Genomic DNA, 26603 nt, shown 5'->3' with positions numbered 1-26603 from the left:
AAATTGAACAGTCAAAACCAATGATGTGAACTGCCCTCATCCGATCCCCACATCCGAAAGGACCAGAAGATGACCGACACGCCCGAGACCGGCGCCACCATCACCACGCTGCTGCGAAAATTCGCCGCCGCCGATCCGTCGATGTTCGATCTGGTGGCCCCCGACATCGACTTTCGCATCGACCACTACCGGGACGAGGCCGACACAGGCTGGCAGATCGCCCGCAACCTGCCCGAGCTGATCGGCGTGGTGCAGCGATTGGGACAGGAGATCTTTCCCAAGGGCACCCGCCTTCTGAGCGTCGAGACCCGGGCGCTTGGCAATGGCTGGTATCTGACCGACTTCCACCAGCGGTTCTTCTATGGGCTGCGGCAGTGCGAGGTCAGCAGCCTGACGCATATCCTGTCGCATGAAAGCGACGGCCGGGTGGATTTCTTCCGCGAGACCGTCACCACTATCGTCGATCAGTGATCAGACAAAGGCGCGGGCTTTGACGGCCCGCGCCCTCCCCGCCCGTTAGAAGAGGAAGTCGTCCGCATCCAGATCGGCCAGCTTGACGCCGACAAGCTGAATGGTGTGCACCCCGCTGCCGATCACGGTGCAGCCACCGAATTCGAACACATGGTCCAGCACATCGGCGAAGGACTCGAAGCCGGTCAGACCCGACAGGTCGATCTTGTCGACATTGGCCTCGAAGTCCTCGATCACGTCGGTGCCATGCTTGTCACCGAAGACAAAGACATCCTCGCCAGCACCACCGATCAGCTTGTCGTTGCCAAGGCCGCCTTCCAGCCGGTCGTTGCCGACACCGCCATCAAGCACATCATTGCCGGCGTCGCCCTTGAGCGTATCGTCGCCGGCGTCGCCGAACAGCTTGTCGTTGCCCGAGCCGCCCTCGGCATTGTCGTCGCCGTCGCCCAGCACGATCCGGTCCTTGCCGGCGCCGCCAATCACCTTGTCCGCCCCGGCGCCCGCGTCGATGATGTCGTTGCCGCGCAGACCGTCGATGGTGTCATTGCCGGCGCCGCCCTCGATCACGTTGCTGCCATTGCTGCCGGTCAGCGTGTTGGAGAATTTCGACCCGACCAGGTTCTCGAAGGAATCGAACACATCGCCCTGCGCGTCGCCGCCCTTGGCCTGGCCGGTCTGCAGATTGACGGTGACGCCCGCGCGCGAACTTTCATAGGACAGGGTGTCGATCCCGGCACCGCCCAGCAGCACATCGGCATCGGCGCCGCCTTCCAGCACGTCGTTGCCCTTGCCGCCGATCAGCACATCCGCGCCGCTGCCGCCCAAAAGGGTATCATTGCCGAGCCGGCCCGACAGCACGTCATCGCCGCCGCCGCCGATCTCGACCACGGAAACGCTATCACCATATTGGTTGCTGATGATGATGAAATGCCGCGAGCCGATAGTGATATGCTCCATGTCGCGCGGGCCGTCGATATCGGTATGGTCAACGATCTTCTGCGCCAGGTGCAGGGTGCCGTCCTTGTCCAGGGTGAACAGCGACAGCGAGTCGTCCCCCGTCCCCACTGCGGCGACGAAGGAGACGCCTTCGATCTTGAAGATCTTCAGTTCGGCGATATCGGAAACGCCGGCCTCGAGATAGTTCCTGTAGGTCGAGACCAGCTCGGCCTTGCCGTTCCTTCCAAGTGCATAGACATAGAGCTGCTCGCCGGAATAATCGGCCACGATCATATAGTCCTTGCCGTCGAACTGACCGGCCACCAGCGCCTCGAGCGAGGTGGAGGGCATCGACACCGTCTGCACCAGCTTGAGCTTGCCTGCAGCGTCAATCTCAAAGACGCTGACACCGTCGTCGCCTTCGGAGGCGGCATAGAGGAAGGTCCGCCCGCCAATAGAGTGGACCGAAAGATCCTCGACCCCCTTCAGCAGGTAGGAAACGCCGTCCCCGTCGGTCACGCTGTCCAGCAGCTTGAGCTTGCCTGTCGCGGTGAGCTGGAAGATCGACACCGCATCCGAGCCCTTGGCCGCGACAGCGAGAAAGGTGCCGTTGGCGGTTTCGAAGGTCTTGACGTAGCCGGAGGAAAGTAGCGCGCCGCCGTTGTCCAGACCGAAGCTGTCGGTGGGCGTCAGCTGGCCCTTGTCCTCGCCCGTCTGGGCAATTCGGAAGACGCTCAGCATGCTGCTGTCTGCCGAAGGCACCACAAGGAAGGGTTTGCCGCCGACCAGGATCACGTCAGAGATGCGCGGGCTGTCGAGCGTGACACCATCACCGTTGCTGATCGAACCGACAGGCTTCAACTGGCCGTTATTCCCGAGCGAGAGAATCTGAATGCCGTCGTCATCCCGGCCGCTGACATAGACGAAGACCGTTCCATTAAGTTCGACAATCGCGACGCTGTTGGCGCCATCCAGTTCCGGGGATGTCGTGAAATCCTTTACAGAAGACACGAGTTTGAGATCACCGATGAGGTTCATTAGGCGCTATGCCTCCTTGAGAATAGATTTTTCAATACTGGAACAAATGATGTCGCGTCTATTTATGAGACTAAATTCTCATAAAGTCACATATGGATGGGCGCAACAATAAAAAAGCGGGGCAAGCCCCGCTTTTTCATGCGCATCAGACTGGGTGAGACGGCTCAGTAAAGCCCGCCGGAACTGACCGTGCCGAAGTCGGCCTTCGGCCCCACCACTGCCTTTTCGCCGGTCGAGGTGGTCACCTGCCGGCCAGCCGATTTCACCTCGTCGACCAGCGGCAGGTTCGAACCCATGGCGAAACCGCCGTCATAGGTCAGCCCGAAGATCGGCTCTTCGCCATCGCGGAAATATTCCGCCACCACGTTCGGACCGCTGGCATCGTCGGACAGCCGCGCGCCGGAATAGCGGTCGATCTTGATGAAGTGCCCGCCCGGCGGCACGTCGAAGGGGCCGCCGCCGAATTTCTTCACCGCCTGTTCCATGAACTCCTGGAACACCGGGCCGCACATCGACGACCCATAGGCGCTGCGCCCCAGCGGCCGCGGCGTGTCGAACCCGATATAGCAGCCCGCCACCACGTTCGAGGTGAAGCCGATGAACCAGACGTCGCGGGCGTCGTTGGTGGTGCCGGTCTTGCCGGCAGTGGGCACCGGCAGTTTGACCACGCCGGCAGCGGTGCCGCGTTCGACCACACCCTTCATCATCGAGGTGAGCTGATAGGCGGTGATCGCGTCGATCACCCGGCTGCGGTTCGACACGATATCGGGCCCCTCACCCGCCGGCAGCATCCGAACTTCGCAATCGACGCAATCACGCTTGTCGTGACGATAGATGGTCTTGCCATAGCGGTCCTGGATCCGGTCAACCAGCGTCGGTTCGACCCGCTCACCGCCATTGGCGAACATCGCATAGGCGGCAACCATGCGATAAAGCGTGGTCTCCTCGGCGCCGAGCGAGTTCGCCAGATATTGGCCCATCTCGTCATAGACGCCAAACCGTTCGGCATAGCTGGCGACCGTCGGCATGCCGACCTCCTGCGCCAGACGGATCGTCATCAGGTTCCGGCTCATCTCGATCCCGGTTCTGAGCGGCGTCGGCCCGTAGAACTTGTTCGACGAGTTGCGCGGCCGCCACAGGCCCTGCGGCGTGTTGATCTCGATCGGGGCGTCGACCACGATGGTGGCCGGGCTATAGCCACTGTCGAGCGCTGCGGCATAGACGAAGGGTTTGAAGGACGAGCCCGGCTGGCGCATCGCCTGGGTGGCGCGGTTGAACACCGAGTCCTGATAGGAGAACCCGCCCTGCATGGCGATCACCCGGCCGGTATTCACGTCCATCGCCATGAAGGCGCCCTGCACCTCGGGCACCTGACGCAGCGACCAACGGACAAATTCACCATTCTTGTCGGTGATCTGGCGCACCAGCACCACATCGCCAACAGACAGAAGATCGCCGGCCACCTTGGCCTTGGCCGAAAGCCTGCCGCCCCCCAGCCGCTTGCGCGCCCATTGCACGTCCTGCGCCGGGATCCAATGGCCGTCCTTGTCCTCGGGAACCTCCTCGATGCCGATGCGGGCATCGCTCTTGCCGATCGACAGAACCACCGCCGGATACCAATGGGTAGGCAGATCGACATCGCGCGGCAATTCCAGAGCCGCCAGCGCGGCACGCCAGGCGGCCTCGCTTTTCAGCTCCTCGGCGGGGATGGTCTTGCCGGTGCCGCGCCAGATGCCGCGGTTGCGGTCATAGTTCTCCAACTGCACGCGCAGGGCATGGGCGGCATCGACCTGCATCTCGCGGTCGACGGTGGCACGGACAGCGAAACCGCCGGTAAAGAACTCTCCCTCGCCGAAGTTCTGGCTCAGCTGGCGACGGATTTCGTCGGTGAAATAGTCGCGCGGCGGCAGGTTGCTCTTGAAACTGGGGAAATCGCCGTTCTGCACCGAACGCACCGGCTGCGCGACCTCATGCTCATAGGTCGCCTGGTCGATATAGCCGTTCTCGCGCATTTCCCGCAGCACGTAATCGCGGCGCTGCTTCAGCCGCACCTTGTTGCGGACCGGGTGGAAATCGGACGGCGCCTTGGGCATCGAGGCGAGGAAGGCAGCCTCATGCGGGGCCAGTTCGCTCAGCGTCTTGTTGAAATAGGTCTGCGCGGCGGCCGTCACCCCATAGGAGTTCTGGCCGAGGAAGATTTCGTTGAGATAGAGTTCGAGAATTTGATCCTTGCTCAGCGCGTGTTCGACCCGGGCGGCGAGGATGATTTCCTTGATCTTGCGTTCGGCCTGACGGTCGCCAGACAGCAGGAAGTTCTTCATCACCTGCTGGGTGATGGTCGAGGCGCCGCGCACGTTCTTGCCACCAGAGCGAATCGCATCCAGCCCTGCCTTGGCGATGCCGCCCAGATCATAGCCCTTGTGGGTGTAGAAATTCTTGTCCTCGGCCGAGATGAAGGCCTCTTTCACCAGATCGGGAATTTCGTTCGACGGGGTGAACAGACGCCGCTCCTGCGCGAATTCGTCGATCATCTGCCCCTCGCCCGAATAAATCCGGCTGATCGTGGGCGGCTTGTACTGGGCCAGGGCGGCGTAACTGGGCAAATCGCGGGAATACATCCAGAAGATGCCCCCGACCAGCAGCGCCACGATGAAGATGCCCAGGGTCACGAAGCTGAAAATCGCCCCGAAGAAGGAAAAGATGAACCGAAGCACTGTGAAGCCTTTTCTCGCGCGGGTGCCCCTATATAGGCATCCGCGCCGCGGGGGTCAAAACACGAACCGGCCATAGGCGCCGGTTGGCGCAGGGATCAGGTGGCGACCGAGGGGCCGCGCATAAGGGCGATATCCGGCATCGCGGCGATGCGGTCAAGATCGGCGGCGTAACGATGGCGCCATTGCGCCGTGACGCTCTCGGGCCATCGGACAAAGCCCAAATCGGCGGCATCGCCCGCGTGGAGTGCGATCAGCCGTTCGATCTCGTCCTGCGGCAGCTTCGGATTGGCGGCAAGCGCCTGCTGGATGGCGACCAGGGCGCGGTCGGTAACCGGCGGCATCGCCGGCGCGGCATCCTCTGCCGCCAGATCGGCGGGGTCCAGATCCGGCAGCAGCCGGGCGGCCAGCGCGGCGCCCTCCCCGTCGTCGGCCTCGATCACCGTGAAGCGATCGGGGCGCAAGGCCTGCTGCAGGGTCGCGATCAGCTCGGGCCAGCCGCGGTCGAGCCCGTCGAGCGCGGCGGCGACATCGGCCAGGCCGGGCACCGCCCGACGCGCGGCGCGGGCGCGGTGGACTGCCGAAAAGAAGGCATCATAGGGCCGGATCACAAAGAGCAGATGCGCCACCCCGCCCCCCAGCGCCGTGGCCAGCGCCGCCGCCCGCGACTCTGCCGCCGGATAGAACCGGCCGCTGTAAAGATGCACGCTGCGGCCCGGGATGGTCTCCTCCGACAGGATCAGCCGGTCGGCCTGCCCGGCGAGACGGTCGATCTCCCGCCCGGCGCGGGCGGCGAGCCGCGCCGCCTCTGCCGCGTCATGGCGCAGCTCGGGCAGCTTCAGGCGCAGTCCCTCGCCCGTCGCCTCGGGCAGCGCCAGCGCATAGCCGCGCGCCGCCAGACTGTCGCGATTGGCCAGAATCCGGGCCTGCAGGGCGCCAGTGCCACAGCCCTCCGCACCGGCGTGCAGGAAGACCTGGCGCGGCGGGCGGACGCCCTGATGCAGCGCGGGCGCCGCCTGCGCCTCGCTGTCCTCGCCGCAGTCCTTGGCATTGGCACGGCCCCACCAGGGCAGATCAATGCCGAGGAAGGCGCTGATCTTTTGCGCCGCATCAGGATCGGCCAGATCATATTCCAGAAAATCAGGATCGTCCCGGAACACCCTGCGACAAAAGGAATAATGTCCCTCGACCCAGCGCAAAAGCTGGTCGGGCGCACCACCATATCCCGCCGGCAACCCCGGGATCGCCTGCTGAGGCAGCCGCGACTTGCCCAGGTTCGACCAGCCCAGCATGGATTTGACCAGCGCCGCCGGATCGCGGTGGCTGAGCACGAATTTGGTATTCGGATGATGCTTGCGGATCGCCGCGAGCAGCCCCCAGTCCATCTGCGGCCAGAGCGACAACCCATGCGAGGCGACGCTCATCTCGGTCACCGCGTCGAAATCGGGCAACAGCGCCAACGGATCGCCGGTTTCGTAATAACCGCGATAGAGGTGATCGCCGACAAAGCCGAAGAGGATCCGCCGGTCGTCGCTCTGGCCCTTGCGGATGCGCCAATCGGCGACTTTCAGCCCTGCCTTGTCCAGCGCCACGCCGAGCGTGGTGGTGCCCGATTTCGGCAGTCCGAGGTTGATGATGCGCAAACGGTCGTCCATGCCCCGCCCCTTCCTATTGCCGTACCAGAGGCCGGCGTGCCAGATCGGACTTGTGCCAGTTCACCAGCCCGTTGCGGATGCCCCGGATGATATTGGCGCGCCAATCCGGATCCTGCAGGTTCTTCAGATCGCGCGGACTGGACAGAAAGCCGACCTCGATCAGCACCGAGGGGATATCGGCCGCTTTCAGCACCGAGAAGGAGGCACCGCGCAGCGGCCGGCGGTTCATCGGCCCGCCGACATTGGTCATCCCCGAGATCAGCGCATGGGCCAAGGACTCGGTTCTCGGGTGGGTCTCCTGCCGGGCGAGGTCCAGCATGACATCGGTGACCTCGTCGTCCGCCTCGCTCAGATCGGCACCGGACAGCAGGTTGGCGCGATCGTGCCGTTCCGCCAAAAGCGCCGAGGCGACATCAGAGGCATCCTTGGCCAGCAGATAGACGGTGGCCCCATGCGCCAGCCCTTCCGACAGGGAATCGGCGTGCAGCGAGATGAAGACGTCGGCACCGGCCAGATGGGTCATCGTCACCCGCCGTTCGAGCGAGACGAAGCGATCGTCATCGCGGGTCATCTCGACCTCGAAACCGCCCGAGCGCAACAGCACCTCGCGCAATTCGCGCCCCAGGGTCAGCATCAGATCCTTTTCGGAGGAGCTGCCGGCCTCCGCCCCCGGGTCGATGCCGCCATGGCCGGGGTCGATCATCACCCGCAGCGGCGCCCCGGTGGCGCGGGTCTCGGGTTTGGGCAATTCCACCGGCTGCGGCAGATCCCAGCGCGGATCATGCGGCGCGCCGGCCGTGGCGGCGAACTCCTCCTGGCTGACCGGGGCCAGGCTCAGGTTCAGGCGCGCGCTTCCGGTTTCGGGGTCGATGGTCATGCCGGCCCGGCTGACCGCCATCGGCTGGGTCAGTTCCAGCACCATCCGCGACCAGCCCGGCACATAGGCGCCGAATTGCGCCCGGGCGATCCGGTCGGTCTGCAGCAAAGGCTCGGGCTTGAGCCCGGTCCAGTCGATCTCCTGAAAATCCAGCACCAGCCGCGGCGGCCCGTCGAGGGTAAAGAGCCGATAGGGCACCCCCTGGCTCATCCCGAGGCCGATCTTCACCCCATGCCGCCCCTCGGCCAGGATATGGCTGGTCTCCGGGTCGATCCGCGCCAGCGCCGAGAACCGATCCGGCCCCTGCTGCGCCCGGAGCGGTAGCGTCAGGGCAAGAACCATAAAGAAAACCGCGAAAACCCTGCTCAAAAACCCGTTCCGCCCACTCTGGCCCATGCCTCTGATATCTTTGTCCCGGCCTTGTCCTGACCGCTTGCCGGCAAGATAGCCGAGCGGACCGGGGTTGGAAACGCCGGATTTGTCCCGGCTCTCCCCGGCTGCAAAGCCTCCGGGGAGCGCCGGGATCGAGGCGAGACAATGCCCTCTAGCTGCGCCCGGAAATCGGCGCCGAGAACTCCACCGCCTCGAGCAGGATATCTTCCACGCCCAGCACCGGTTCGCCCCCCGGCCCGCGGGAGCGGCGCTTGATCTCGGCCCATTCCTCATCCGCCATGAAAGCCGCCCATCCCGCCGTCATCGCCGCGCGGTCGGGCCAGGACAGCAGATAGGCGAAGCGGAGCTGGTCGATCTCGTCAGTCAGCCACATCGCGACGATATCAAAACCGTAGCGGTCCCGCATCAGCCGCGCGGCGTGGTCGCGGAAGCGGCTGAGAAAGGCCTCCTTCAGTTCGGGGTCGATCCGGTAGAAGCGCAATTGATTGATCATGGGCGTGCCCTTTCCTGGCAGGAAGCGCCGGCGCCGAGCCTAGCCAACAGAGGCTAGCGCGATTTGCGCCGGATGGAAGCCCCCACGGAAGACGCGCCAGGGATCGGCTGCGGGACGGGGGCCCTGCCCCCGCCGCGGCTGCGCCGCGCCCCCGGGATATTTGCAGCTAGAAAAAGAGGGGGTGAGCGGCGCAGGGACAAACGGTCCAGTGGACCGTTTTCAGCCGCGAACGGGCGGAGCCCCGGAAGGCGCGGGGATAAACACTCCCCTGGCCGTTCGGCGGGAACGGGCGGAGCCCCGGGAGGCGCCCGAAACCGGTTCAGCGCCCAATCATCGGCAAGCGCGTCCCGAGCCCACGCAGTCCCAGAAGGCGCGCGGAAAGCCGCCGCCCCCGAAAGCGATCCAGCGGAGCCCCGAACACGGCCAGAGCCCTTCCGCCAGCACGACACTCCCCTTCGGGGAGCGTGCCCTGTTTCGCCTCAGGTCGGCCGAAGCCTCAGCCGCGTTCGGCCATGAAGCGGGCGAGCCGCGCCAGGCCCTCCTCGATATCGGCGGTGGCGCGGGCATAGGAGAAGCGCAGCGTGGTGGCGCCGCGCAGCGGATCGAAATCAAGCCCCGGGGTGACCGCGACACCGGCCTTGTCGAGGATTTCGGCGGCGAAGGCGCGGCTGTCCTGGGTCAGATCGGAGACATCGGCATAGATGTAGAAGGCGCCATCGGGCGGCGCGATCTTGTCGAAACCGGCCTTCGGCAGACCGTCGAGCATCAGCGCGCGGTTTCTGGCATAGACCGCCAGATTGGCCTGCAGCTCCTCGGTGCAGTCCATCGCGGCCAGCGCCGCGACCTGGCTCGCGTGCGGGGCGCAGATGAACATGTTCTGGGCGATGCGTTCCAGCACCCGCACGTGATCCTCGGGGACCACCAGCCAACCGGCGCGCCAGCCGGTCATCGAGAAGTATTTCGAGAAGGAATTGATGACATAGACGTCATCGGACAGTTCCAGCGCGGTGACCGCCTTCGCCTCGTATTCGAGGCCATGATAGATCTCGTCGCTGATGAAGGAGGCGCCCTGCCCCTGCGCCGCCTCGATCAGCGCGCCGAGGCTGGCGTGATCCAGCATGGTGCCGGTGGGGTTGGCGGGCGAGGCGACCATCAGACCGGCCAGGTCCATCCCGGCGAAATCGGCGGGCACCGGCTGATAGCGGTTTTCCGGCGAGGCCGGCAGATCGACCGGCACCATCCCCAGCGCCTTGAGAATCTGGCGATAGGAGGGATAGCCGGGCGCACCAATGCCGACGCGGTCACCCGAATCGAAAAGAGCCGTGAAGGCCAGGATGAAGCCGCCCGAGGAGCCCGGGGTGATCACCACCCGCTCGGGGTTGAGATCAACGTTGTACCATTCACCGTAGAGCCGGGCGATGCGGGCGCGCAGGGCCGGCAGGCCAAGCGCCACGGTATAGCCGAGGGCGTCACTGTCGAGCGCGCGTTTCAGCGCCTCGGTCGCGCCTTTGGGGGCGCCGGTGCTGGGCTGACCAACCTCCATATGGATGATGTGGCGGCCGGTCTCCTCGGCCTGGCGGGCGGCCTCCATCACATCCATCACAATGAAGGGATCGACCTGGGATCGGGTTGAGTTTCGCATGATCAGCTCCCATGGTTGCGGCATGGTTATTGCCCTGTTCCCCAGGCTGGCGTCAATCCCGGCCCTGTTGCTTTGCGCGCTGCTTGGCCTGGTGGCGCCGCGCCCCGTCGTGGCGCTGGGTCTGTTGCGCGATGCCGATATCGAACACGGGCTGGCCGAGCTGTCGTTTCCGATCCTGCGCGCCGCCGGGCTGAGTTCCCGGCAGGTCGAGGTGCTGGTGGTCGATGATCCGACCTTCAACGCCTTCGTGCTGGATCACCGGACCGTCTTCGTCCATGCCGGGTTGATCCTGAAGGTCGATCGCGCGCCGATGCTGCAGGCGGTGATCGCCCATGAGTTGGGTCATATCACCAACGGCCACCTGGCCCGCCGGATGGCCAATATGCAAAATGCCCGCAGCGCCGCTGGCCTGGGCGCGCTGCTGGCGCTGGCCGCGGCGGCGACCGGCAATGCCAAGGGCGCGGTCGGCTTGGCGGTGGGCACCCAATCGGCGGCGATCCGGTCCTTTCTGGCCCATACCCGCGCCGAGGAGGCCGCCGCCGATCAGGCCGCCGAGGCCTATCTGAGCTATGCGGGCGTCGACCCGCAGGGGTTGGTCGATCTGCACCGGCAGTTTGCCGGGCAGGAATTCCTGAGCGCGGCCAACCAGGACCCCTATATGCAGAGCCATCCGCTGACCCGCGACCGGCTGCGCGCGGCCGAGGACTTCGTCGCCGCCCAGACCCAGAGCTTTGCGCCCAACCCGACCCAGGACTATTGGTTCGCCCGGCTGCGCGGCAAATTGTCGGCTTTCACCCGGGCGCCGAACTGGACGTTGCTGCGCGCGAAGGACGAGACATACGACGATATCCGCCTGATGCGCGAGGCCGTGGCCTATCACCGGCTGAACCAGTTGCCGCGGGCGATCGCCGCCATCGACGCGGCGATCGCGCTTCGACCCGAGGACGGCTATTATTACGACCTCAAGGGTCAGTTCCTGATGGAGACGCGCAACTGGCAGGCGGCGGTCACGGCCTATGAAAAGGCCAGTGATCTGGCCCCGAGCGAACCGCTGATCCTGGCCGGGCTCGGCCGGGCGCAACGGGCGGCGGGGCAGCGCGCCGCCGGGCTGGCCAGCCTCGAGGCGGCCCGCGCCCGCGATTTCCGCGATGCCCGGGTGATGCATGACCTGGCGCTGGCCTATGCCGAGGATGGTCAGCCCGGCATGGCGGCGCTCCTCACCTCGGAACGCTATGCCCTGGCGGGCAAGCCCGAGGACGCGCTGATCCATGCCCGCCGCGCAGTGATGCAATTGCCGCGCGGATCGCCGCCTTGGCAACGCGCCCAAGATGTGCTGACTACATCGGAAAAGCTCCAGAAAAGGAAATGACCATGATCCGATTTGCCGCTCCGGCCGTGACCGCGCTGGCCCTTCTCGCCGCGCAGGCGCAGGCCAGCGATCTGCGCGCGATGAGCGACGAGGACCGCGCCGCCTTCCGCAACGAAGTGCGGGAATATCTGATGGAGCACCCTGAGGTGATCCTGGAGGCGGTCAATGCGCTGGAGCAGCGCCAGGCCGACGCGGCGGCCAAGGCCGATGTCGATATGGTCGCGGCCAATCACGAGGCGATCTTCAACGACGGCTATTCCTGGGTCGGTGGCAATCCGGATGGCGACATCACCCTGGTGGAATTCATGGATTACCGCTGCGGCTATTGCCGCAAGGCGGTGCCCGAGATCACCGAACTGCTGCAGAAGGACGGCAATATCCGGCTGATCGTCAAGGAATTCCCGATCCTGGGCGAGGCCTCGGTCGCCTCGTCGCGCTTCGCCATCGCCACCCGCCTCGTTGCCGGCCCCAAGGCCTATGGTCAGGTGCATGACGCGCTGATGGAGATGCAGGGCGATGTGTCGAATGTGGTGCTGTCGCGCCTGGCCGAGGGGTTGGGGCTCGATGCCGATGCGATCCTCACCAAGATGAACAGCGAAGAGGTCGACGAGGAGCTGAGCAAGAACCACATGCTGGCGCAGCGACTGAAGATCTCGGGCACGCCGACCTTCGTGCTGCAGGACGAGATGCTGCGCGGCTATCTTCCGGCGGCGCAGATGGCCCGGATCGTCGCCGAGAAGCGCAAGGACGGCTAAGGCGCGGAGCCGCGCGGGGGGCTGTCTGCCCCCCGGGCCGGGCCTTGCGGCCCGGCCTCCCCCCGAGGATATTTGCAGCTAGAAAAAGAGGGGGTGAGCGGCGCAGGGACAAACGGTCCAGTGGACCGTTTTCAGCCGCGAACGGGCGGAGCCCGGGAGGCGCCCGACGAAGCCGCGGCAGCGGTTCAGCGATCACTAGGCAGGAAACGCTCCCCTTGGAGCCTCGCCCTCCCCGCCCGCGTCCAGCGCCAACCGGCACGGCACCCGGCAAAGCACCCACGAAACCGCGGGGAAGATCCCGGCCATCCCCCTGTGGCACAGAGCCTCCCTGAACACTCCGTCGGGCGGGCGACATCGGCCAGCCCCCCAAACCGCGCCTTGTCCCGCCCCCTCGGGCAGCTCTCAGACGCCCCGAAACGAAAACCGCCCGTCCCGGAGATCCTGAACGGGCGGCGAAGGTATCCGGCCGCGCGGGCGCGACCGGGATCAGCCTCAGTTCAACGCCTTGTCGGTGATGACATGGGTCCAGGCCCCCTCGGGCTCCTTGGTGATGACCGGATCGGAGCCGCCCGAGAGCAGCGTTTTCACCGTGCGCTCGTAATCAGCCGGATCGAGCGCGCCGTTGGAATCCGCGGTCAGCTTGGCGACCTCACGCATCATGCGCTTCTGGTGCTTTTCGGTCTGGGCGCCGGAGGCGTCGTTGTCGAGCACGATCTCCGCCGCCTCGTCCGGGTTCTCCTCGGCATATTTCCACCCCTTCATCGAGGCGCGCACGAAGCGGACCATCTTGTCCTCGAAGGCCGGGTCGGCAAGCTTGTCTTCCATCACGTAAAGACCGTCTTCCAGCGTCGCGACCCCCTGATCCTCGTATTTGAAGGTGATCAGCTCTTCCGGCGTGACGCCGGCGTCGATCACCTGCCAATATTCGTTATAGGTCATGGTCGAGATGCAGTCGGCCTGGCGCTGCAGCAGCGGATCGACGTTGAAGCCCTGTTTCAGCACCTCGACGCTGTCGGGGCCCTTGCCATCGGTCTTGATGCCCAGATGCGCCATCCAGCTGAGGAACGGGTATTCGTTGCCATAGAACCAGACGCCCAGGGTGCGGTTGACCAGATCCATCGGCTTTTCGATGCCGGCGTCCTTCCAGCAGGTCAGCATCATGCCGGAATGCTTGTAGGGCTGGGCGATATTGACCAGCGGCAGCCCCTTTTCCCGCGCCGCCAGGGCCGAGGGCATCCAGTCGATCATCACATCGGCGCCGCCGCCGGCGATCACCTGGGTCGGCGCGATGTCGGGCCCGCCCGGCAGGATGGTGACATCCAGATCCTCGTCGGAATAGAACCCCTTGTCCTTGGCCACGTAATAGCCGGCGAACTGCGCCTGGGTCACCCATTTCAGCTGCAGCTTGACCGCATCGGCGGCCAGCGCGGCGCTGGCGCTGAGCGCAAAGGCGGCGATCGCCCCACCAATCAGTTTTTTCATCTGTCTTTCCACTCCTTGTTGGTTGTCACATCGGCCCCGCTGACCGGGGTCTTCTGCCGGTTGTCTGTCTCAGCCCCGCTGCGACGGGTGCCAGAAGGTCACCGCCCGTTCGATCGCCGCCACCCCGCCATAGAACAGCGTGCCGGCCAGGGCAGCCACCACGATTTCGGCCCAGACCATGTCCAGCGCCAGTTGCCCCACGCTGGTCGAGATGCGAAACCCCATCCCCATGGTGGGAGAGCCGAAGAACTCTGCCACGATGGCGCCGATCAGGGCGAGCGTCGAGGAAATCTTGAGCCCGTTGAAGATGAACGGCATCGCCGCCGGCAGCCGCAGCTTGAAAAAGCTCTGCCAATAGCCTGCCGCATAGGTGCGCATCAGATCGCGCTGCATGGCGCTGGTCTGGGTCAGCCCCGCCACGGTATTCACCAGCATCGGAAAGAACACCGAAACCACCACCACCGCCGCCTTCGACTGCCAGTCGAAACCGAACCACATCACCAAGATCGGCGCCGTGCCGATGATTGGCAGGGCGGCGACCAGATTGCCCACCGGCAACAGCCCGCGGCGCAGGAAATCGCTGCGGTCGACCAGCACCGCCATCAGCAGCGCCGCGCCGCAGCCGATCACATAGCCCGACAGCGCCCCCTTGAGGATGGTCTGGCGAAAATCGATCCAGAGCGTCGGCAGGCTGGTGGCAAACCGCGTCACGATCAGCGAGGGCGCCGGCAGGATCACCATCGGCACGTTCAGCCCGCGCACCAGCAGTTCCCAGACCAGCAGCACGGTGATGCCGAAGATCACCGGCACCGCCAGCTTGACCGCGCGGGTCCGGGCCAACGGCCCCCCGGCCAGCCGCACGTTCACCCACCAGCCAAACGCCCAGAGGATCAGGGCCAGGATCACCTCGGTCATCGCGGCGCCCTCCCCTGCAGCTTCTTCTCTGCAAAAATACTCACGATCCCGCTGCCCGCCATCACGCCATCCCCATCCGCTTCAGCGTAATCCGCTGGATCACGCCCAGAAGTCCGACAAGGATCGCGGCCAGGATCGCCGCCGCGAACAGAGCCGACCAGATCTGGATGGTCTGGCCGTAATAGCTGCCCGCCAGCAACCGCGCGCCCAGCCCCGCGACCGCGCCGGTCGGCAGCTCGGCCACGATGGCCCCGACCAGGGAGGAGGCGATGCCGATCTTCAGCGAGGCGAAGAGATAGGGCATCGACGAGGGCAGCCGCAGCTTCCAGAACCCCTGCGCCGGGCTGGCGTTATAGGTCTTCAACAGATCCAGCTGCATCGCATCGGGGCTGCGCAGCCCCTTCACCATGCCGACGACCACCGGAAAGAAACTGAGATAGGCCGAGATGATCGCCTTCGGCAGGATCCCCTGCACCCCGATGGAGTAGAGCACCACGATGATCATCGGCGCCAGCGCGATGATCGGAATGGTCTGGCTGACGATGGCCCAGGGCATCACCGACATGTCCATCACCCGGCTGTGCACGATGCCGACCGCCAGCAGGATGCCGAGCCCGGTGCCGATGGCAAAGCCCATCAGCGTCGCGCTCAACGTCACCCAGGCGTGAAAGACCAGGCTGCGTTTCGAGGTGATCTTCTTCATCACCGTGGTCTGCCACAGCTCGACCATCACCTGATGCGGCGCCGGCAGGCGCGGCCGCTCCTGCGCCCAGGTGGCGGAAATCGCAAAGCTGTTCTTCGCCACCAGACCGATGGCGCTCATGTCACGGCGGGCGACGGCGCCCTCGGGCACCACCTGCGCGCCGGCGCGTTCAAGATCGGTCAGCACCCCCTTGATGTTCATCGGCACGCAGGCGGCGTACCAGATCGCCACCACGGCGGCGAGCACGGTGAGAATGGCGAGCGCGGATTTCATGCCCAGCCCTCCCCGGCCTTCGGCAGATCACTCGTCATAGGAATGCCCCGCCCTGAGCCCCTCGCGCACGCGATGGGCGATCTCGATGAATTCCGGCGTATCGCGGATCTCCAGCGGACGTTCCTTCGGCAGCGGGCTTTCGATCACATCGGTGATCCGCCCCGGCCGCGGCGACATCACCACGATCTTGGTCGACAGATAGACCGCCTCGGGGATCGAATGGGTGACGAAACCGATGGTCTTCTGGGTTCGCGCCCAAAGCTCCAGAAGCTGTTCGTTCAGGTGATCGCGCACGATCTCGTCGAGCGCGCCGAAGGGTTCGTCCATCAGCAGGATATCGGCATCAAAGGCCAGTGCCCGCGCGATCGAGGCGCGCTGCTGCATGCCGCCCGACAATTGCCAGGGGAATTTCTTGCCGAAGCCGGCCAGATCGACCTGTTCCAGCACCTTTTCGACCCGCTTGTCCTGTTCCGCCCTGGGATAGCCCATGATCTCCAGTGGCAGCTTGATGTTCCCCGCGATGGTCCGCCAGGGATAAAGCCCGGCGGCCTGGAACACATAGCCGTAGGCCCGGCTCTTGCGCGCCTCCTCCGGCGTCATGCCGTTCACGGTCAAGGTGCCCCCCGTCGGCGTCTCCAACCCGGCGATGCAGCGCAGGAAGGTGGTCTTGCCGCAGCCCGAGGGGCCGATGAAACTGACGAAATCGCCCTTTTCGATCTGCAGGTTGACATCCTTCAGGGCATGCACGGGCCCGTCGTTGGTCTGAAAGGTCAGTTCGAGGGACTTCGCCTCGATTACAGGTGCTCGGGTCATACCGATCTGGTCGCTCCGCCGTCTATTCTTATGTTCTGCCCGGTGATGTAGCCGGCCCCGGGCGAGGCCAGAAAGGCGATGGTGGCCGAAATCTCTTCCATCCGCCCATAGCGGCCCAGCGGCACATCCCGCACGCGATCTGGGTCGATGGGCAGACTGTCGATGAAGCCCGGCAGGATGTTGTTCATTCGAACGTTATCCGCCCCGTAGCGATCTGAGAAGAGCTTGGTGAAACTCGCCAGCCCCGCCCGCATCACGTTGGAGACCGCGAAGCGCAGCTGCGGCTCCAGCGCCGCGAAGGTCGAGATATTGATGATCACCCCCTCCTTCTGCGCCACCATGGTCGGGGTCACCAGCCGCGCCATCCGGATCACGTTCATCAGGAAGATGTCGAAGGCCAGATGCCAATCCTCGTCCGACACCTCCAGCAGATCGCCCTTGGGGCCGTGACCGGCGGAATTCACCACCACGTCGATCCGCCCCCAGCGCGCCAGTGCCGCATCGACGAAGGCCTTGAGGTCCGCCGGCTCCAGGTTGGAGCCGGTGAAGCCCAGCCCGCCCAGCTCCTCGGCCAGTGCGGCCCCCTTGCCCGAGGCGGAGAGAATCCCCACCTCGAACCCATCTGCATGCAGGCGACGGGCGGCATCGGCGCCCATGCCGCTGCCCCCCGCCGTGATCAGGGCCACGCGGGTCAAGCGATCACACTCCGGTTGCCGGAATGCCGGCGCGCACCACCGGCCGCGGTGCGGTCAGCTCTTTCCACTTCGACAGCGCTTTGTTGACGGTGGCGTTGGGATCGCGGGCGACGAATTCGCCATGGCCTTCCTTGGCCTTCAGCTCGCCATTCTCCACCGCCACATAGCCGCGGCTCAGCACGTAGCGCGGCAGCGCCTTGACCTCGATCCCCTCGAAGACGTTGTAGTCGATCGAAGAGGCCTGGGTCTCGGCGCTGATGGTCTTGCCGATCGACGGGTCCATCACCACGATATCGGCATCGGACCCCACCAGGATCGCCCCCTTCTGCGGATAGCAGTTGAGGATCTTGGCGATATTGGTCGAGGTGACGGCGACGAATTCATTCATGGTGATCCGCCCGGTCTCGACCCCATAGGTCCACAGAACCGGCATCCGGTCCTCCAACCCGCCGGTGCCGTTCGGGATCTTCGAGAAATCGCCGACGCCATAGCGTTTCTGGTCCGTGGTGAAGGCGCAATGGTCGGTCGCCACGCAGGAGAGCGTGCCCGAGGCGAGGCCCGCCCAGAGGCTGTCCTGATGCTTCTTGTTGCGGAAGGGCGGCGACATCACCCGGCGGGCGGCGTGATCCCAATCCTCGCTGAAATATTCGCTCTCATCCAGCACCAGATGCTGGATCAGCGGCTCGCCCCAGACCCGCTTGCCGTTCATCTTGGCGCGGCGGATCGCCTCATGCGCCTCCTCGCAGGAGGTATGCACCACATAAAGCGGCGCGCCGGCCATATCGGCGATCATGATGGCGCGGTTGGTGGCCTCGCCCTCGACCTGAGTGGGGCGGCTATAGGCATGCGCCTCCGGCCCGGTATTGCCCTCTGCCAGCAGCTTGGCGGTCATCTCGGCCACCAGATCGCCGTTCTCGGCGTGAACCAGCGGCGTCGCCCCCAGCTCGGCGCAGCGCTTGAAGCTGGCGAACATCTCGTCGTCGTTCACCATCAGGCTGCCCTTGTAGGCCATGAAATGCTTGAAGGTGTTGATGCCCTTCTCTTCGGTGATGATCTTCATCTCGTTGAAGACCTGCTCGCCCCACCAGGTGATCGCCATATGGAAGGAATAGTCGCAGCAGGCGCGGGCCGATTTGTTGTCCCATTTCTTCACCGCGTCGAGCAGGCTCTCGCCCGGATCGGGCAGCGCAAAATCGACCACCATGGTGGTGCCGCCGGCCAGAGCCGCCCGGGTGCCGGCATAGAAATCATCTGACGAATGGGTGCCCATGAAGGGCATCTCCAGATGGGTATGCGGGTCGATCCCGCCCGGCATCACGAAACAGCCGGTGGCATCCAGGATTTCGTCGCCGCTCAGATCGGGGCCGATCTCGACGATCTTGCCATCCTCGATCTTCACATCGGCCTTATAGGTCAGATCGGCCGTCACCACGGTGCCGCCCTTGATCACTTTGCTCATCTTCAGCACTCCCATATTATTCCTGACGGGTCCGTCACCGCGCAGGACCGCGTGACAACCGTCGCGGGGCGCGCGCGACCGCGCCCCTTCTTTTTCTAGCTTCAAATATCCCGGGGGTCTGGGGGCAGAGCCCCCAGCGCCCGATCTTCACTCGACGATCTCAGCCGTTTCCAGCACAGCATGCAACAGAACATCGGTGCCCGCTGCCGCCCAGTCCTTGGAAATCTTTTCCGCCTCGTTGTGCGACAGCCCGCCGACGCAGGGGCACATGATCATCGTGGTGGGCGCCATCTTGGCGGCCCAGCAGGCATCGTGGCCGGCGCCCGAGATGATATCCATATGGCTATAGCCCAGACGTTCGGCGGCGTTGCGCACATTGCTGACCAGCTCCGGGGTGAAGGTGACGGGATCGAAATGCCCCACCGCCTCGACCGAACAGCCAACGCCGAGCTCGTCGCAGATCTTGGCTGCTTCCGCCTCGATCTTGGCGCGCATGGCGTCCAGCTTGGCCTGATCGGGGGTGCGGATGTCGACGGTGAAGACCACCTTGCCGGGCAGCACGTTGCGCGAATTGGGGGTGAAGGTCACCTGCCCCACACCGCCCACGGCGTTCGGCTGGTTCTCCATCGCCACCGCCTGCACCATCTCGAAGATGCGGCTCATCGCCAACCCTGCGTTCACCCGCATCGCCATCGGGGTCGAGCCGGTATGCGCCGCGGTGCCGGTCAGGGTGAATTCCAGCCACCACAGCCCCTGGCAATGGGTGACGACACCGATGTCCTTGCCCTCGGCCTCGAGGATCGGGCCCTGTTCGATGTGCAGCTCGTAATAGGCGTGCATCTTGCGGGCGCCGACCTCTTCGTCACCCTGCCAGCCGATCCGCTTCAGCTCATCGCCATAGGTCTTGCCCTCGAGATCGGCGCGACCATAGGCATAGTCCAGCGAATGCATGCCGGCGAAGACGCCCGAGGCCAGCATCGCCGGGGCAAAGCGTGCGCCCTCTTCATTCGCCCAGTTGGTGACGACGATCGGGTGTTTGGTCTTCAACCCGAGATCGTTCATCGTGCGCACCGCCTCCAGCGCGCCGAGCACGCCGAGAACGCCATCATATTTCCCGCCCGTCGGCTGGGTATCGAGGTGGCTGCCCATATAGACCGGCAGCGCATCGGGGTCTTCGCCGGGGCGCGTCATGAACATGGTGCCCATTTTATCGACACCCATGGTCATTCCCGCGGCTTCGCACCATTTCTGGAACAGCGCCCGACCTTCGGCATCCGCGTCGGTCAGGGTCTGACGATTGTTCCCCCCGGCCACGCCCGGGCCGATCTGGGCCATCGCCATTAGGCTGTCCCACAGCCGATCACCGTTGATTTTCAGATTTTCTGCCGGAGCGGACATGGCTGAAACTGGCTCCCCGTCTATTTTATGTTCTGGATCTTTGATTTGACCAAAAGGTCAAACCGACGCTAACACGGGTTGCGAACCAGTCAAGAAATTGCCGTAATCAGGCGGAGAAATCGCGATCACCGCAAGGGGCGCGACGATAAAACAGGCAGGGACAGACAGAATGGAGATGGCGCCGCCGATGCCCAAGGACCGAGCCCCGACACGCATCCAGCGGAAAAACCGCCTGGCCATTCTGGACGCCGCGCTCGAAGTGTTTTCCGCTCAGGGGTTTCGCGGTGCCACGGTGGATCAGATCGCCAGCGAGGCTGGGCTGAGCAAACCGAACCTGCTGTATTACTTCCCCTCGAAAGAGGCGATGTATGACGCGGTCCTGTCGCAGCTTCTCGACACCTGGCTCGATCCGCTGCGCACGCTGGACCCCGAGGGCGACCCGCTGGAGGAAATCCTCTCCTATGTGCGCCTCAAGCTGGAGATGAGCCGCGACTATCCGCGCGAAAGCCGGCTTTTCGCCAATGAGATCGTGCAGGGGGCACCGCGGATTCACCAGGTGCTCTCGACCGATCTGAAGCGGCTGGTCGACGAGAAGTCCGAGGTGATCCGGGGCTGGATCGACTCCGGGCAACTGGCCCCGGTCCACCCCTATCACCTGATCTTCTCGATCTGGTCGCTGACCCAGCATTATGCCGATTTCGACGTCCAGGTGCGTGCCGTTCTTGGCAAGGAAGACCCTTTCGACGCCGCGCCGGATTTCGTCGAAACCCTCTATCGCCGGCTCTTGACCCCGGTGTCCTGACTCTGGTGTCGTGACCCGGATCAGGGCGCCAGCGGCGCCCCCGGGGCTGCGCTCTCCTCGGGCGCCTCCTCTTCTTCGCCGTCCAGGATCGGCTCGCCCTCTTCATCCTCCTCGCGCGGCTCTTCCGAGGTGGCTTCCTCCGCCTCTTCCGGGCTTGCCGCCAGAACCAACGTTTCCGGGGTCGACATCCGGCCCTGTGGCACCGACACGAAGGCGGCCTTGTCGGCCTCGACCACCGGCGCCCGCATCGTCATGCGCAAAAGCCCAAAGAGGATGATCAGCACATGCGCCACCGCTGAGGTGACGAAGAGCCCCGCCTGGCCTAAGGTGCCCATGCCAAAACCCGCGACCAGCGGGCCGGCGATGGCGCCAAGCCCGAACAGCATCAAGAGCCCGCCACTGACCTGGATCGAAGTGCCCTCCTCTGCGTGGTCGTTGGCATGCGCGATGATGATCGGATACATCGCATAGATTGCCGCGCCGAAGGCCGCCGCCATGATCAGATTGGCCAGCCGTCCCTCGGGACTGACAAAGATGAAAGCCAGATCGACCACCAGCGCGAGCACCGACACCCCCACCAGCACCAGCCGCCGATCCATCCGGTCCGAGATCATGCCGATCGGCAATTGGCTGAGCGCGCCGGCCAGAACCGGCAGGCTGGCGAAGAGGGCCACCGCCGTCAGTTGCAGACCGACCTGATCGGCATAGACCGCCGAGAGCGTGCCGAAGGCGCTGTTCGACACGCCGATGCAGAAGACCGAGAAGACCGCCACCGGCGAATTGCGCCAGAGCGCCCGCAGATCCAGGCTCACCCGAGCCAGCGGCCGCGGGCTCGCCGAAGAGGAGATCGCGGTCGGCACCAGCGCCAGGCAATAGAAGATCGCCGGCAATATGAAGAAGACGATCCCCCGGGTGTCGCCCAGTGTCAGCACCATCTGCCCGGCGGTGGAGGCCGCGAGGTTGACCATCGTGTACATGCCGAAAATGCGCCCGCGGTTTTCCGGCGCCGCCCGCTCGCCCAGCCAGCTTTCGACGATCATCGCGGCACCGGCGAAACAGAAACCCGAGATCGAGCGCAGCGGCACCCAGGTCCATGGGCTAAGCATCAACAGGGACAGCAGAACGGCAACCGCGGCGAAGGCCGCCATCACGCTGAACGAGCGGATATGGCCGACCCGGGCCACAAGCCGCGCCATGAACACGCAGCCCAGCACATAGCCCACCGCCCAGCCAGAGCCCAAGAGCCCGAGAGACGAGGCACTGAATCCCTCCAACGTGCCGCGGATCGGCAAAATCAAAGTATTCATGCCGCCGGCGAAGAGCAGCAGCGCCGACCCCAGCAACAGGGCGGAAATTGGAAGAATCTGTCGAACCATCAGCCCGTTACCAGTAGCTTTCCTGTCAGCCTGCCTGCCTATGGTCTAGGTTGCAAGATCGGAGCGACCGCAACTTTGCCAGATCGGCGATGGCGCGCATATCTGCCCAGGAACAGACGGCCGCAAGGGGGAATATGCACCCATGCGAAACCGGTGGCCTCCTCCCGCGACCGAACAGCAAAACGGGCGCGCAAGCCCCTGCCCGCGCGCCCGTTTTCAGAAAGGGTATTCCGGCTATTCCGCCGCGACGGCGGCGGGGTTGTTCGGATGCGTGGTCCAGTTGGCGTATTCCGCCGGCACCACCTTGCCGGTGCGCGGATCGACCGTGCCAGGCGCCATCTGCTCCATGCTGATGCAGCCCTCGATCGGGCAGACATCGACGCAGAGGTTGCAGGCGACGCATTCGGCATCGTTGACCTCGAACACCCGGTTGTCCTTCATCAGGATCGCCTGATGGCTGGTGTCCTCGCAGGCGGCATAGCAGCGGCCGCATTTGATGCAGGCGTCCTGGTCGATCTTGGCCTTGGCGATATAGTTCAGGTTCAGATGCTGCCAGTCGGTGACATTGGGCACCGCCTGACCGATGAAGTCCGAGGTGGCGGTATAGCCCTTCTCGTCCATCCACTGGCTGAGACCCGAGATCATCTCCTGCACCACGCGGAAGCCATAGGTCATGGCGGCGGTGCAGACCTGCACGTTACCGGCGCCCATCACCATGAATTCGGCAGCATCGCGCCAGGTGGTCACGCCGCCGATGGCGCTGATCGGCTTGCCGTGGGTCAGCGGATCGCGGGCGATCTCGGCCACCATGTTCAGGGCGATGGGCTTCACCGCCGGGCCGCAATAGCCACCGTGGGTGCCCTTGCCGTCGATGGTCGGCTGCGGCGCCATCAGGTCGAGGTCGACCGAGGTGATCGAGTTGATGGTATTGATCAGCGATACCGCATCGGCATTGCCGGCGAAGGCGGCGCGCGCCGGTTTCCGGATGTCGGTGATGTTCGGCGTCAGCTTCACGATCACCGGCTTGGAGTAGTATTTCTTGCACCACTCGGTCACCATCTGGATGTATTCCGGCACCTGCCCCACGGCCGAGCCCATGCCGCGTTCGGCCATGCCGTGCGGGCAGCCGAAGTTCAGCTCGATCCCGTCGGCACCGGTTTCCTCGACCAGCGGCAGGATCGCCTTCCAGCTCTCCTCGTCGCAGGGCACCATGATCGAGACGATCAGCGCCCGGTCGGGATAGTCCTTCTTGACCCGGGTGATCTCCTCAAGGTTGGTCTGCAGCGGCCGGTCGGTGATCAGTTCGATGTTGTTCAGACCCAGCAGGCGGCGGTCGGCACCATAGATCGCGCCATAGCGCGGCCCGTTGACGTTCACCACCGGCGGCCCTTCCGAACCCAGCGTCTTCCAGACCACGCCGCCCCAGCCGGCCTCATAGGCGCGGCGGACGTTATATTCCTTGTCGGTCGGCGGGGCCGAGGCCAGCCAGAACGGGTTCGGGCTTTTGATGCCCAGAAAATCAGTCGTCAAATCAGCCATTTAAGCGGCCTCCCTATGAGTTCCCAGGTTGTCTCTGACTATTTTAGCCCTATGCGCGAATACCTGGCTTCGCGTCAGGTGCAGGCCGGAGCGGCCCGCCTTTTCGATCAGATCGCGCAGTTTCGCGCGGTCAGCATTCAGCCCGGAAAGGGCCTCGGCCAGCGCCGCGACATCGCCGCGCTCGACCAGCAGTCCGGCGCCCTGTTCGGCGACAAGACCCTGAGCATAAGTGTCCCGGAACCCGATCAGCGGCGTCGCCGCGAACAGCGACTCGATCAGGTTGCGGGGCGATTCATCCGTCATGTGGCAGAACAGCAGAACATGCGCCCGCCGCAGGATGCCGAACACCCGTTCCCGATCCGCGACGAACCCGTGAAACAGGATGCGATCCGCAACACCCAGCCGGCCGGCGAGGTCGCGCATTTCCACCAGCAGCGGCCCGTCGCCGGCCCATTCCGCCTCGAACCGATCGCCCGCCTCGGCGAGGCGCCCCAGCACCTCGACCCAAAGCACCCCGCCCTTCATCCGGTCGGCGCGCCCGACATAGCAGATCCGCAACTCGTCCCGGTCGGCGCTGTCCAGCTTGCCGGCCAGTTCCGCCGCAGGGATGCGGTCCGAGGCCTCAAGATGGATGTCCTCGACAATCTGCGCATTCCGGGTCCGCCGCGCGAATTGGTCAAAGACGGTCTGGCCGTGCAACAGCGCCAGATCGGCCTGCTCCAGCAGTTGCCGCTCGGTCCGGGCGGTGATCGCCGATTTGACCCGCGCCTTCAGCCGCCCCTTGAGGCTGCCGTCATGCGACGTGGCGAAGACCTGGGATTCCACCCGGTCGAACCAGATGCCATGCGACAGCCCGTTCTCGCTGGCCAACCGCGCGCCCACCACGCCCCAGTCGCCGATCCAGCCGCCGATGGCGAACAACCGATAGTCGGCGCGCCGCAGCGCATCGAGCAACACCCGCCGCACCTGTCCGCGCGTCTTCAGAAACACCGGCAGGCGATAGCCGTCCGGCAGTTCGATCAATTCGAACTCGGGCAGGACGACCCCCTCTTGCTCCGCATCGACCCAGCCCTTCGGCGGCAGGCCGGTCTTGCAGATCGAACAGGCGATCAGCCTGTCGAAATGCTGATGCCACGCCTTCAGACCGCTGGCGGTCTGCGCCTCGATGAAAAGGCGGCCGTCATGACGGTAGAAGGGCGCTCCCAGCGTGAGGAAAAGGGTGTCCAAGATGCTGTCTCCAGGCTCTAGAATGGGTCAGGGGACCGAGGTCCTCGCCCCTATCCTAGCACGACGTCAGCCTGGCATGGATATCCATCGCAGCATCCCGGCCCTCGGCGACGGCGGTGACGGTCAGATCCTCACCACCGCTGGCGCAATCGCCCCCGGCCCAGACCCCGTCGAGGCTGGTCCGCCCCGCGCCGGTGACGGCGATCTTGCCGCCGGCGATCTCCAGCCCCTCGGGCGCCCCCAGCAGCGTCTGGCCGATCGCCTTGAAAACCTGGTCCGCATGCAGCGGCAGGGTTTCGCCGGTGCCGGTGACGCGGCCGTCGACCACATCGGTATATTCCAGCATCACGCCCTCGACCGCAGCCTCTCCGATCAGCGCCCTGGGCATCACGTTGAACATCAGCCTGACCCCTTTGGAGGCGGCAAGATCCTGCTCATAACGGCTGGCCGGCATCGCCTCCTGCCCACGGCGATAGGCGATGGTGACGGTCTCAGCGCCCAGCAACCTGGCCTGAACGGCGGCATCCACCGCCGTCATGCCGCCGCCGATGACGACCACGTTGCGCCCCACCGGGATGGCGGAGCGATCTTGCGCCTGGCGCAGCTCGGCAATGAATTCCACCGCATCGCGCACGCCTTCCATGTCCTCTCCGGACAGCCGCAGAGCATTCACCCCGGCCAGGCCGATACCGAGGAAGACGGCGTCATAATCGGCCTTGAGCGCGTCGAGCGTCAGCCCCGCCCCCAGCGCCTTGCCGGTCTCGACAGTGATGCCGCCGATCTTGAGCAGCCAATCCACCTCGCGCGCGGCGAAATCGTCGGTGCTCTTGTAGGTGGCAATGCCATATTCGTTCAGCCCGCCCGCCTTCGGCTTGGCGTCAAACAGGGTGACGTCATGGCCCAGCATCGCCAGACGATGCGCACAGGAGAGCCCCGCCGGCCCCGCCCCCACGACAGCCACGGTCTTGCCGGTGGCGGCGGCGCGGGTGAAGGGATGCACGCCCGAGGTCATCAGCCGGTCGGTGGCATAGCGCTGCAGCCGGCCGATCTCGACCGGGGCGCCTTCCGCCGTCTCGCGCACGCAGGCCTCTTCACACAGCGTCTCGGTCGGGCAGACCCGCGCGCACATGCCGCCCAGGATGTTCTGGTTCAGGATGGTGCGCGCCGCGGCCTCGGGGTGGCCGGTCTGGATTTCACGGATGAACATCGGGATGTCGATGCTGGTGGGACAGGCCGTCATGCAGGGCGCGTCATAGCAGAAATAGCAGCGGTCCGCCGCGACCGCCGCCTCATGCGGGGCTAGGGGGGCATGCAGATCGGTGAAATTGGCGGCAATCTCCTCGGGCGGCAGGCGATGCGCCGCGACCCCGGATGCCTGATGGCCGTTCGCCATTGGGTGTCTCCCTGTTTTGATCTTTTGGTCAGACTGCCACAGCGCCGTTTTTTATCAATTGGTAAAATTTGCTGAGGGAGAAGAAAATACATCGCATCGGCCGGACTGCCGTCAAAACAGGCATCCCCGGCCGAATGCCTCCTCTGACTGGGAGGCCACCCCATCGCGGCGGTGTCGAAGATGACCCC

21 protein-coding genes are annotated in these 26603 nt (G+C 64.9%); 4 read left to right on the top strand and 17 right to left on the bottom strand.

The features are described from left to right. Positions 1-69: 69 nt before the first annotated feature. On the top strand, positions 70-471 hold the full coding sequence (locus ACN0V4_RS04880) for a hypothetical protein (RefSeq protein WP_417673577.1): 402 nt from the start codon (positions 70-72) through the stop codon (positions 469-471). Positions 472-516: 45 nt separating this feature from the next. Here ACN0V4_RS04880 and ACN0V4_RS04875 read toward each other — a convergent pair whose 3' ends face one another. The 6 genes from ACN0V4_RS04875 to ACN0V4_RS04850 all read right to left on the bottom strand — a co-directional run bounded on the left by ACN0V4_RS04875 (position 517) and on the right by ACN0V4_RS04850 (position 10216). Next, positions 517-2445, bottom strand: a complete 1929-nt coding sequence (locus tag ACN0V4_RS04875; RefSeq protein ID WP_417673575.1) for a beta-propeller fold lactonase family protein — start codon at positions 2443-2445, stop codon at positions 517-519. A 164-nt stretch (positions 2446-2609) separates the two neighbouring features. Further along, complete coding sequence (locus ACN0V4_RS04870; protein WP_417673573.1) at positions 2610-5159, bottom strand: penicillin-binding protein 1A; 2550 nt, start codon at positions 5157-5159, stop codon at positions 2610-2612. Positions 5160-5254: 95 nt separating this feature from the next. After that, positions 5255-6811 carry a sulfotransferase gene (locus ACN0V4_RS04865; RefSeq protein WP_417673571.1) on the bottom strand — a complete coding sequence of 519 codons (1557 nt, stop codon included), beginning with the start codon at positions 6809-6811 and terminating at the stop codon, positions 5255-5257. 13 nt (positions 6812-6824) lie between these two features. Then, positions 6825-8030 (bottom strand): N-acetylmuramoyl-L-alanine amidase, encoded by a 1206-nt coding sequence (locus ACN0V4_RS04860; RefSeq protein ID WP_417673569.1) that lies wholly within the window; start codon positions 8028-8030, stop codon positions 6825-6827. Positions 8031-8232: 202 nt separating this feature from the next. Continuing rightward, positions 8233-8574, bottom strand: a complete 342-nt coding sequence (locus ACN0V4_RS04855; protein WP_417673567.1) for an NIPSNAP family protein — start codon at positions 8572-8574, stop codon at positions 8233-8235. A gap of 496 nt (positions 8575-9070) precedes the next feature. Continuing rightward, complete coding sequence (locus ACN0V4_RS04850; RefSeq protein ID WP_417673565.1) at positions 9071-10216, bottom strand: pyridoxal phosphate-dependent aminotransferase; 1146 nt, start codon at positions 10214-10216, stop codon at positions 9071-9073. On the opposite strand from ACN0V4_RS04850, the gene ACN0V4_RS04845 reads away from it, so the two are divergent. Together ACN0V4_RS04845 and ACN0V4_RS04840 are read left to right on the top strand one after the other, a co-directional pair. Then, complete coding sequence (locus ACN0V4_RS04845) at positions 10215-11585, top strand: M48 family metalloprotease (protein ID WP_417673563.1); 1371 nt, start codon at positions 10215-10217, stop codon at positions 11583-11585. The two genes, ACN0V4_RS04850 and ACN0V4_RS04845, sit on opposite strands and share 2 nt — an antisense overlap. Further along, positions 11582-12340 (top strand): DsbA family protein, encoded by a 759-nt coding sequence (locus ACN0V4_RS04840; RefSeq protein ID WP_417673561.1) that lies wholly within the window; start codon positions 11582-11584, stop codon positions 12338-12340. Before ACN0V4_RS04845 ends, ACN0V4_RS04840 begins: the two co-directional genes overlap by 4 nt. 492 nt (positions 12341-12832) lie before the next feature. Here the strand turns inward: ACN0V4_RS04840 and ACN0V4_RS04835 are convergent, their stop codons facing one another. The 7 genes from ACN0V4_RS04835 to ACN0V4_RS04805 all read right to left on the bottom strand — a co-directional run bounded on the left by ACN0V4_RS04835 (position 12833) and on the right by ACN0V4_RS04805 (position 20078). Beyond that, positions 12833-13822 (bottom strand): ABC transporter substrate-binding protein, encoded by a 990-nt coding sequence (locus tag ACN0V4_RS04835; protein WP_417673559.1) that lies wholly within the window; start codon positions 13820-13822, stop codon positions 12833-12835. Positions 13823-13891: 69 nt separating this feature from the next. Then, positions 13892-14737 carry an ABC transporter permease gene (locus ACN0V4_RS04830; RefSeq protein WP_417673557.1) on the bottom strand — a complete coding sequence of 282 codons (846 nt, stop codon included), beginning with the start codon at positions 14735-14737 and terminating at the stop codon, positions 13892-13894. Positions 14738-14798: 61 nt separating this feature from the next. Continuing rightward, positions 14799-15713, bottom strand: a complete 915-nt coding sequence (locus tag ACN0V4_RS04825; protein ID WP_417673555.1) for an ABC transporter permease — start codon at positions 15711-15713, stop codon at positions 14799-14801. A 27-nt stretch (positions 15714-15740) separates the two neighbouring features. Next, positions 15741-16526, bottom strand: a complete 786-nt coding sequence (locus ACN0V4_RS04820; RefSeq protein ID WP_417673553.1) for an ABC transporter ATP-binding protein — start codon at positions 16524-16526, stop codon at positions 15741-15743. Continuing rightward, positions 16523-17221 (bottom strand): SDR family oxidoreductase, encoded by a 699-nt coding sequence (locus ACN0V4_RS04815; protein WP_417673551.1) that lies wholly within the window; start codon positions 17219-17221, stop codon positions 16523-16525. The genes ACN0V4_RS04820 and ACN0V4_RS04815 overlap by 4 nt, the downstream gene beginning before the upstream one ends. Before the next feature lie 4 nt (positions 17222-17225). Further along, a complete protein-coding gene (gene hydA, locus ACN0V4_RS04810; RefSeq protein ID WP_417673549.1) occupies positions 17226-18680 on the bottom strand; it encodes a dihydropyrimidinase in 1455 nt (484 codons plus the stop codon). A 147-nt stretch (positions 18681-18827) separates the two neighbouring features. Beyond that, positions 18828-20078, bottom strand: a complete 1251-nt coding sequence (locus tag ACN0V4_RS04805; protein ID WP_417673547.1) for a Zn-dependent hydrolase — start codon at positions 20076-20078, stop codon at positions 18828-18830. Positions 20079-20265: 187 nt separating this feature from the next. Here ACN0V4_RS04805 and ACN0V4_RS04800 point away from each other — a divergent pair, with 187 nt between their 5' ends. Further along, on the top strand, positions 20266-20880 hold the full coding sequence (locus ACN0V4_RS04800) for a TetR family transcriptional regulator C-terminal domain-containing protein (protein WP_417673924.1): 615 nt from the start codon (positions 20266-20268) through the stop codon (positions 20878-20880). A gap of 20 nt (positions 20881-20900) precedes the next feature. Here ACN0V4_RS04800 and ACN0V4_RS04795 read toward each other — a convergent pair whose 3' ends face one another. The 4 genes from ACN0V4_RS04795 to ACN0V4_RS04780 form a co-directional block, all read right to left on the bottom strand. Further along, entirely contained in the window at positions 20901-22256 is a 1356-nt protein-coding gene (locus tag ACN0V4_RS04795; protein ID WP_417673545.1) for an MFS transporter, read from the bottom strand. Between the two features lie 234 nt (positions 22257-22490). Continuing rightward, positions 22491-23795, bottom strand: coding sequence for an NAD-dependent dihydropyrimidine dehydrogenase subunit PreA (preA, locus tag ACN0V4_RS04790; RefSeq protein WP_417673543.1), 1305 nt, complete (start codon positions 23793-23795; stop codon positions 22491-22493). After that, positions 23796-25022 carry a glycosyltransferase gene (locus ACN0V4_RS04785; RefSeq protein WP_417673541.1) on the bottom strand — a complete coding sequence of 409 codons (1227 nt, stop codon included), beginning with the start codon at positions 25020-25022 and terminating at the stop codon, positions 23796-23798. A 55-nt stretch (positions 25023-25077) separates the two neighbouring features. After that, positions 25078-26415, bottom strand: a complete 1338-nt coding sequence (locus ACN0V4_RS04780) for an NAD(P)-dependent oxidoreductase (RefSeq protein WP_417673539.1) — start codon at positions 26413-26415, stop codon at positions 25078-25080. Positions 26416-26603 lie beyond the last annotated feature (188 nt).

The sequence above is a fragment of the Pseudodonghicola sp. genome (assembly GCF_048268305.1).
In the GTDB taxonomy this organism is placed as follows: Bacteria; Pseudomonadota; Alphaproteobacteria; order Rhodobacterales; family Rhodobacteraceae; genus Pseudodonghicola.
Note: the sequence above shows the minus strand (reverse complement) of the source record. Positions and strands in the feature narration are given on the sequence as shown.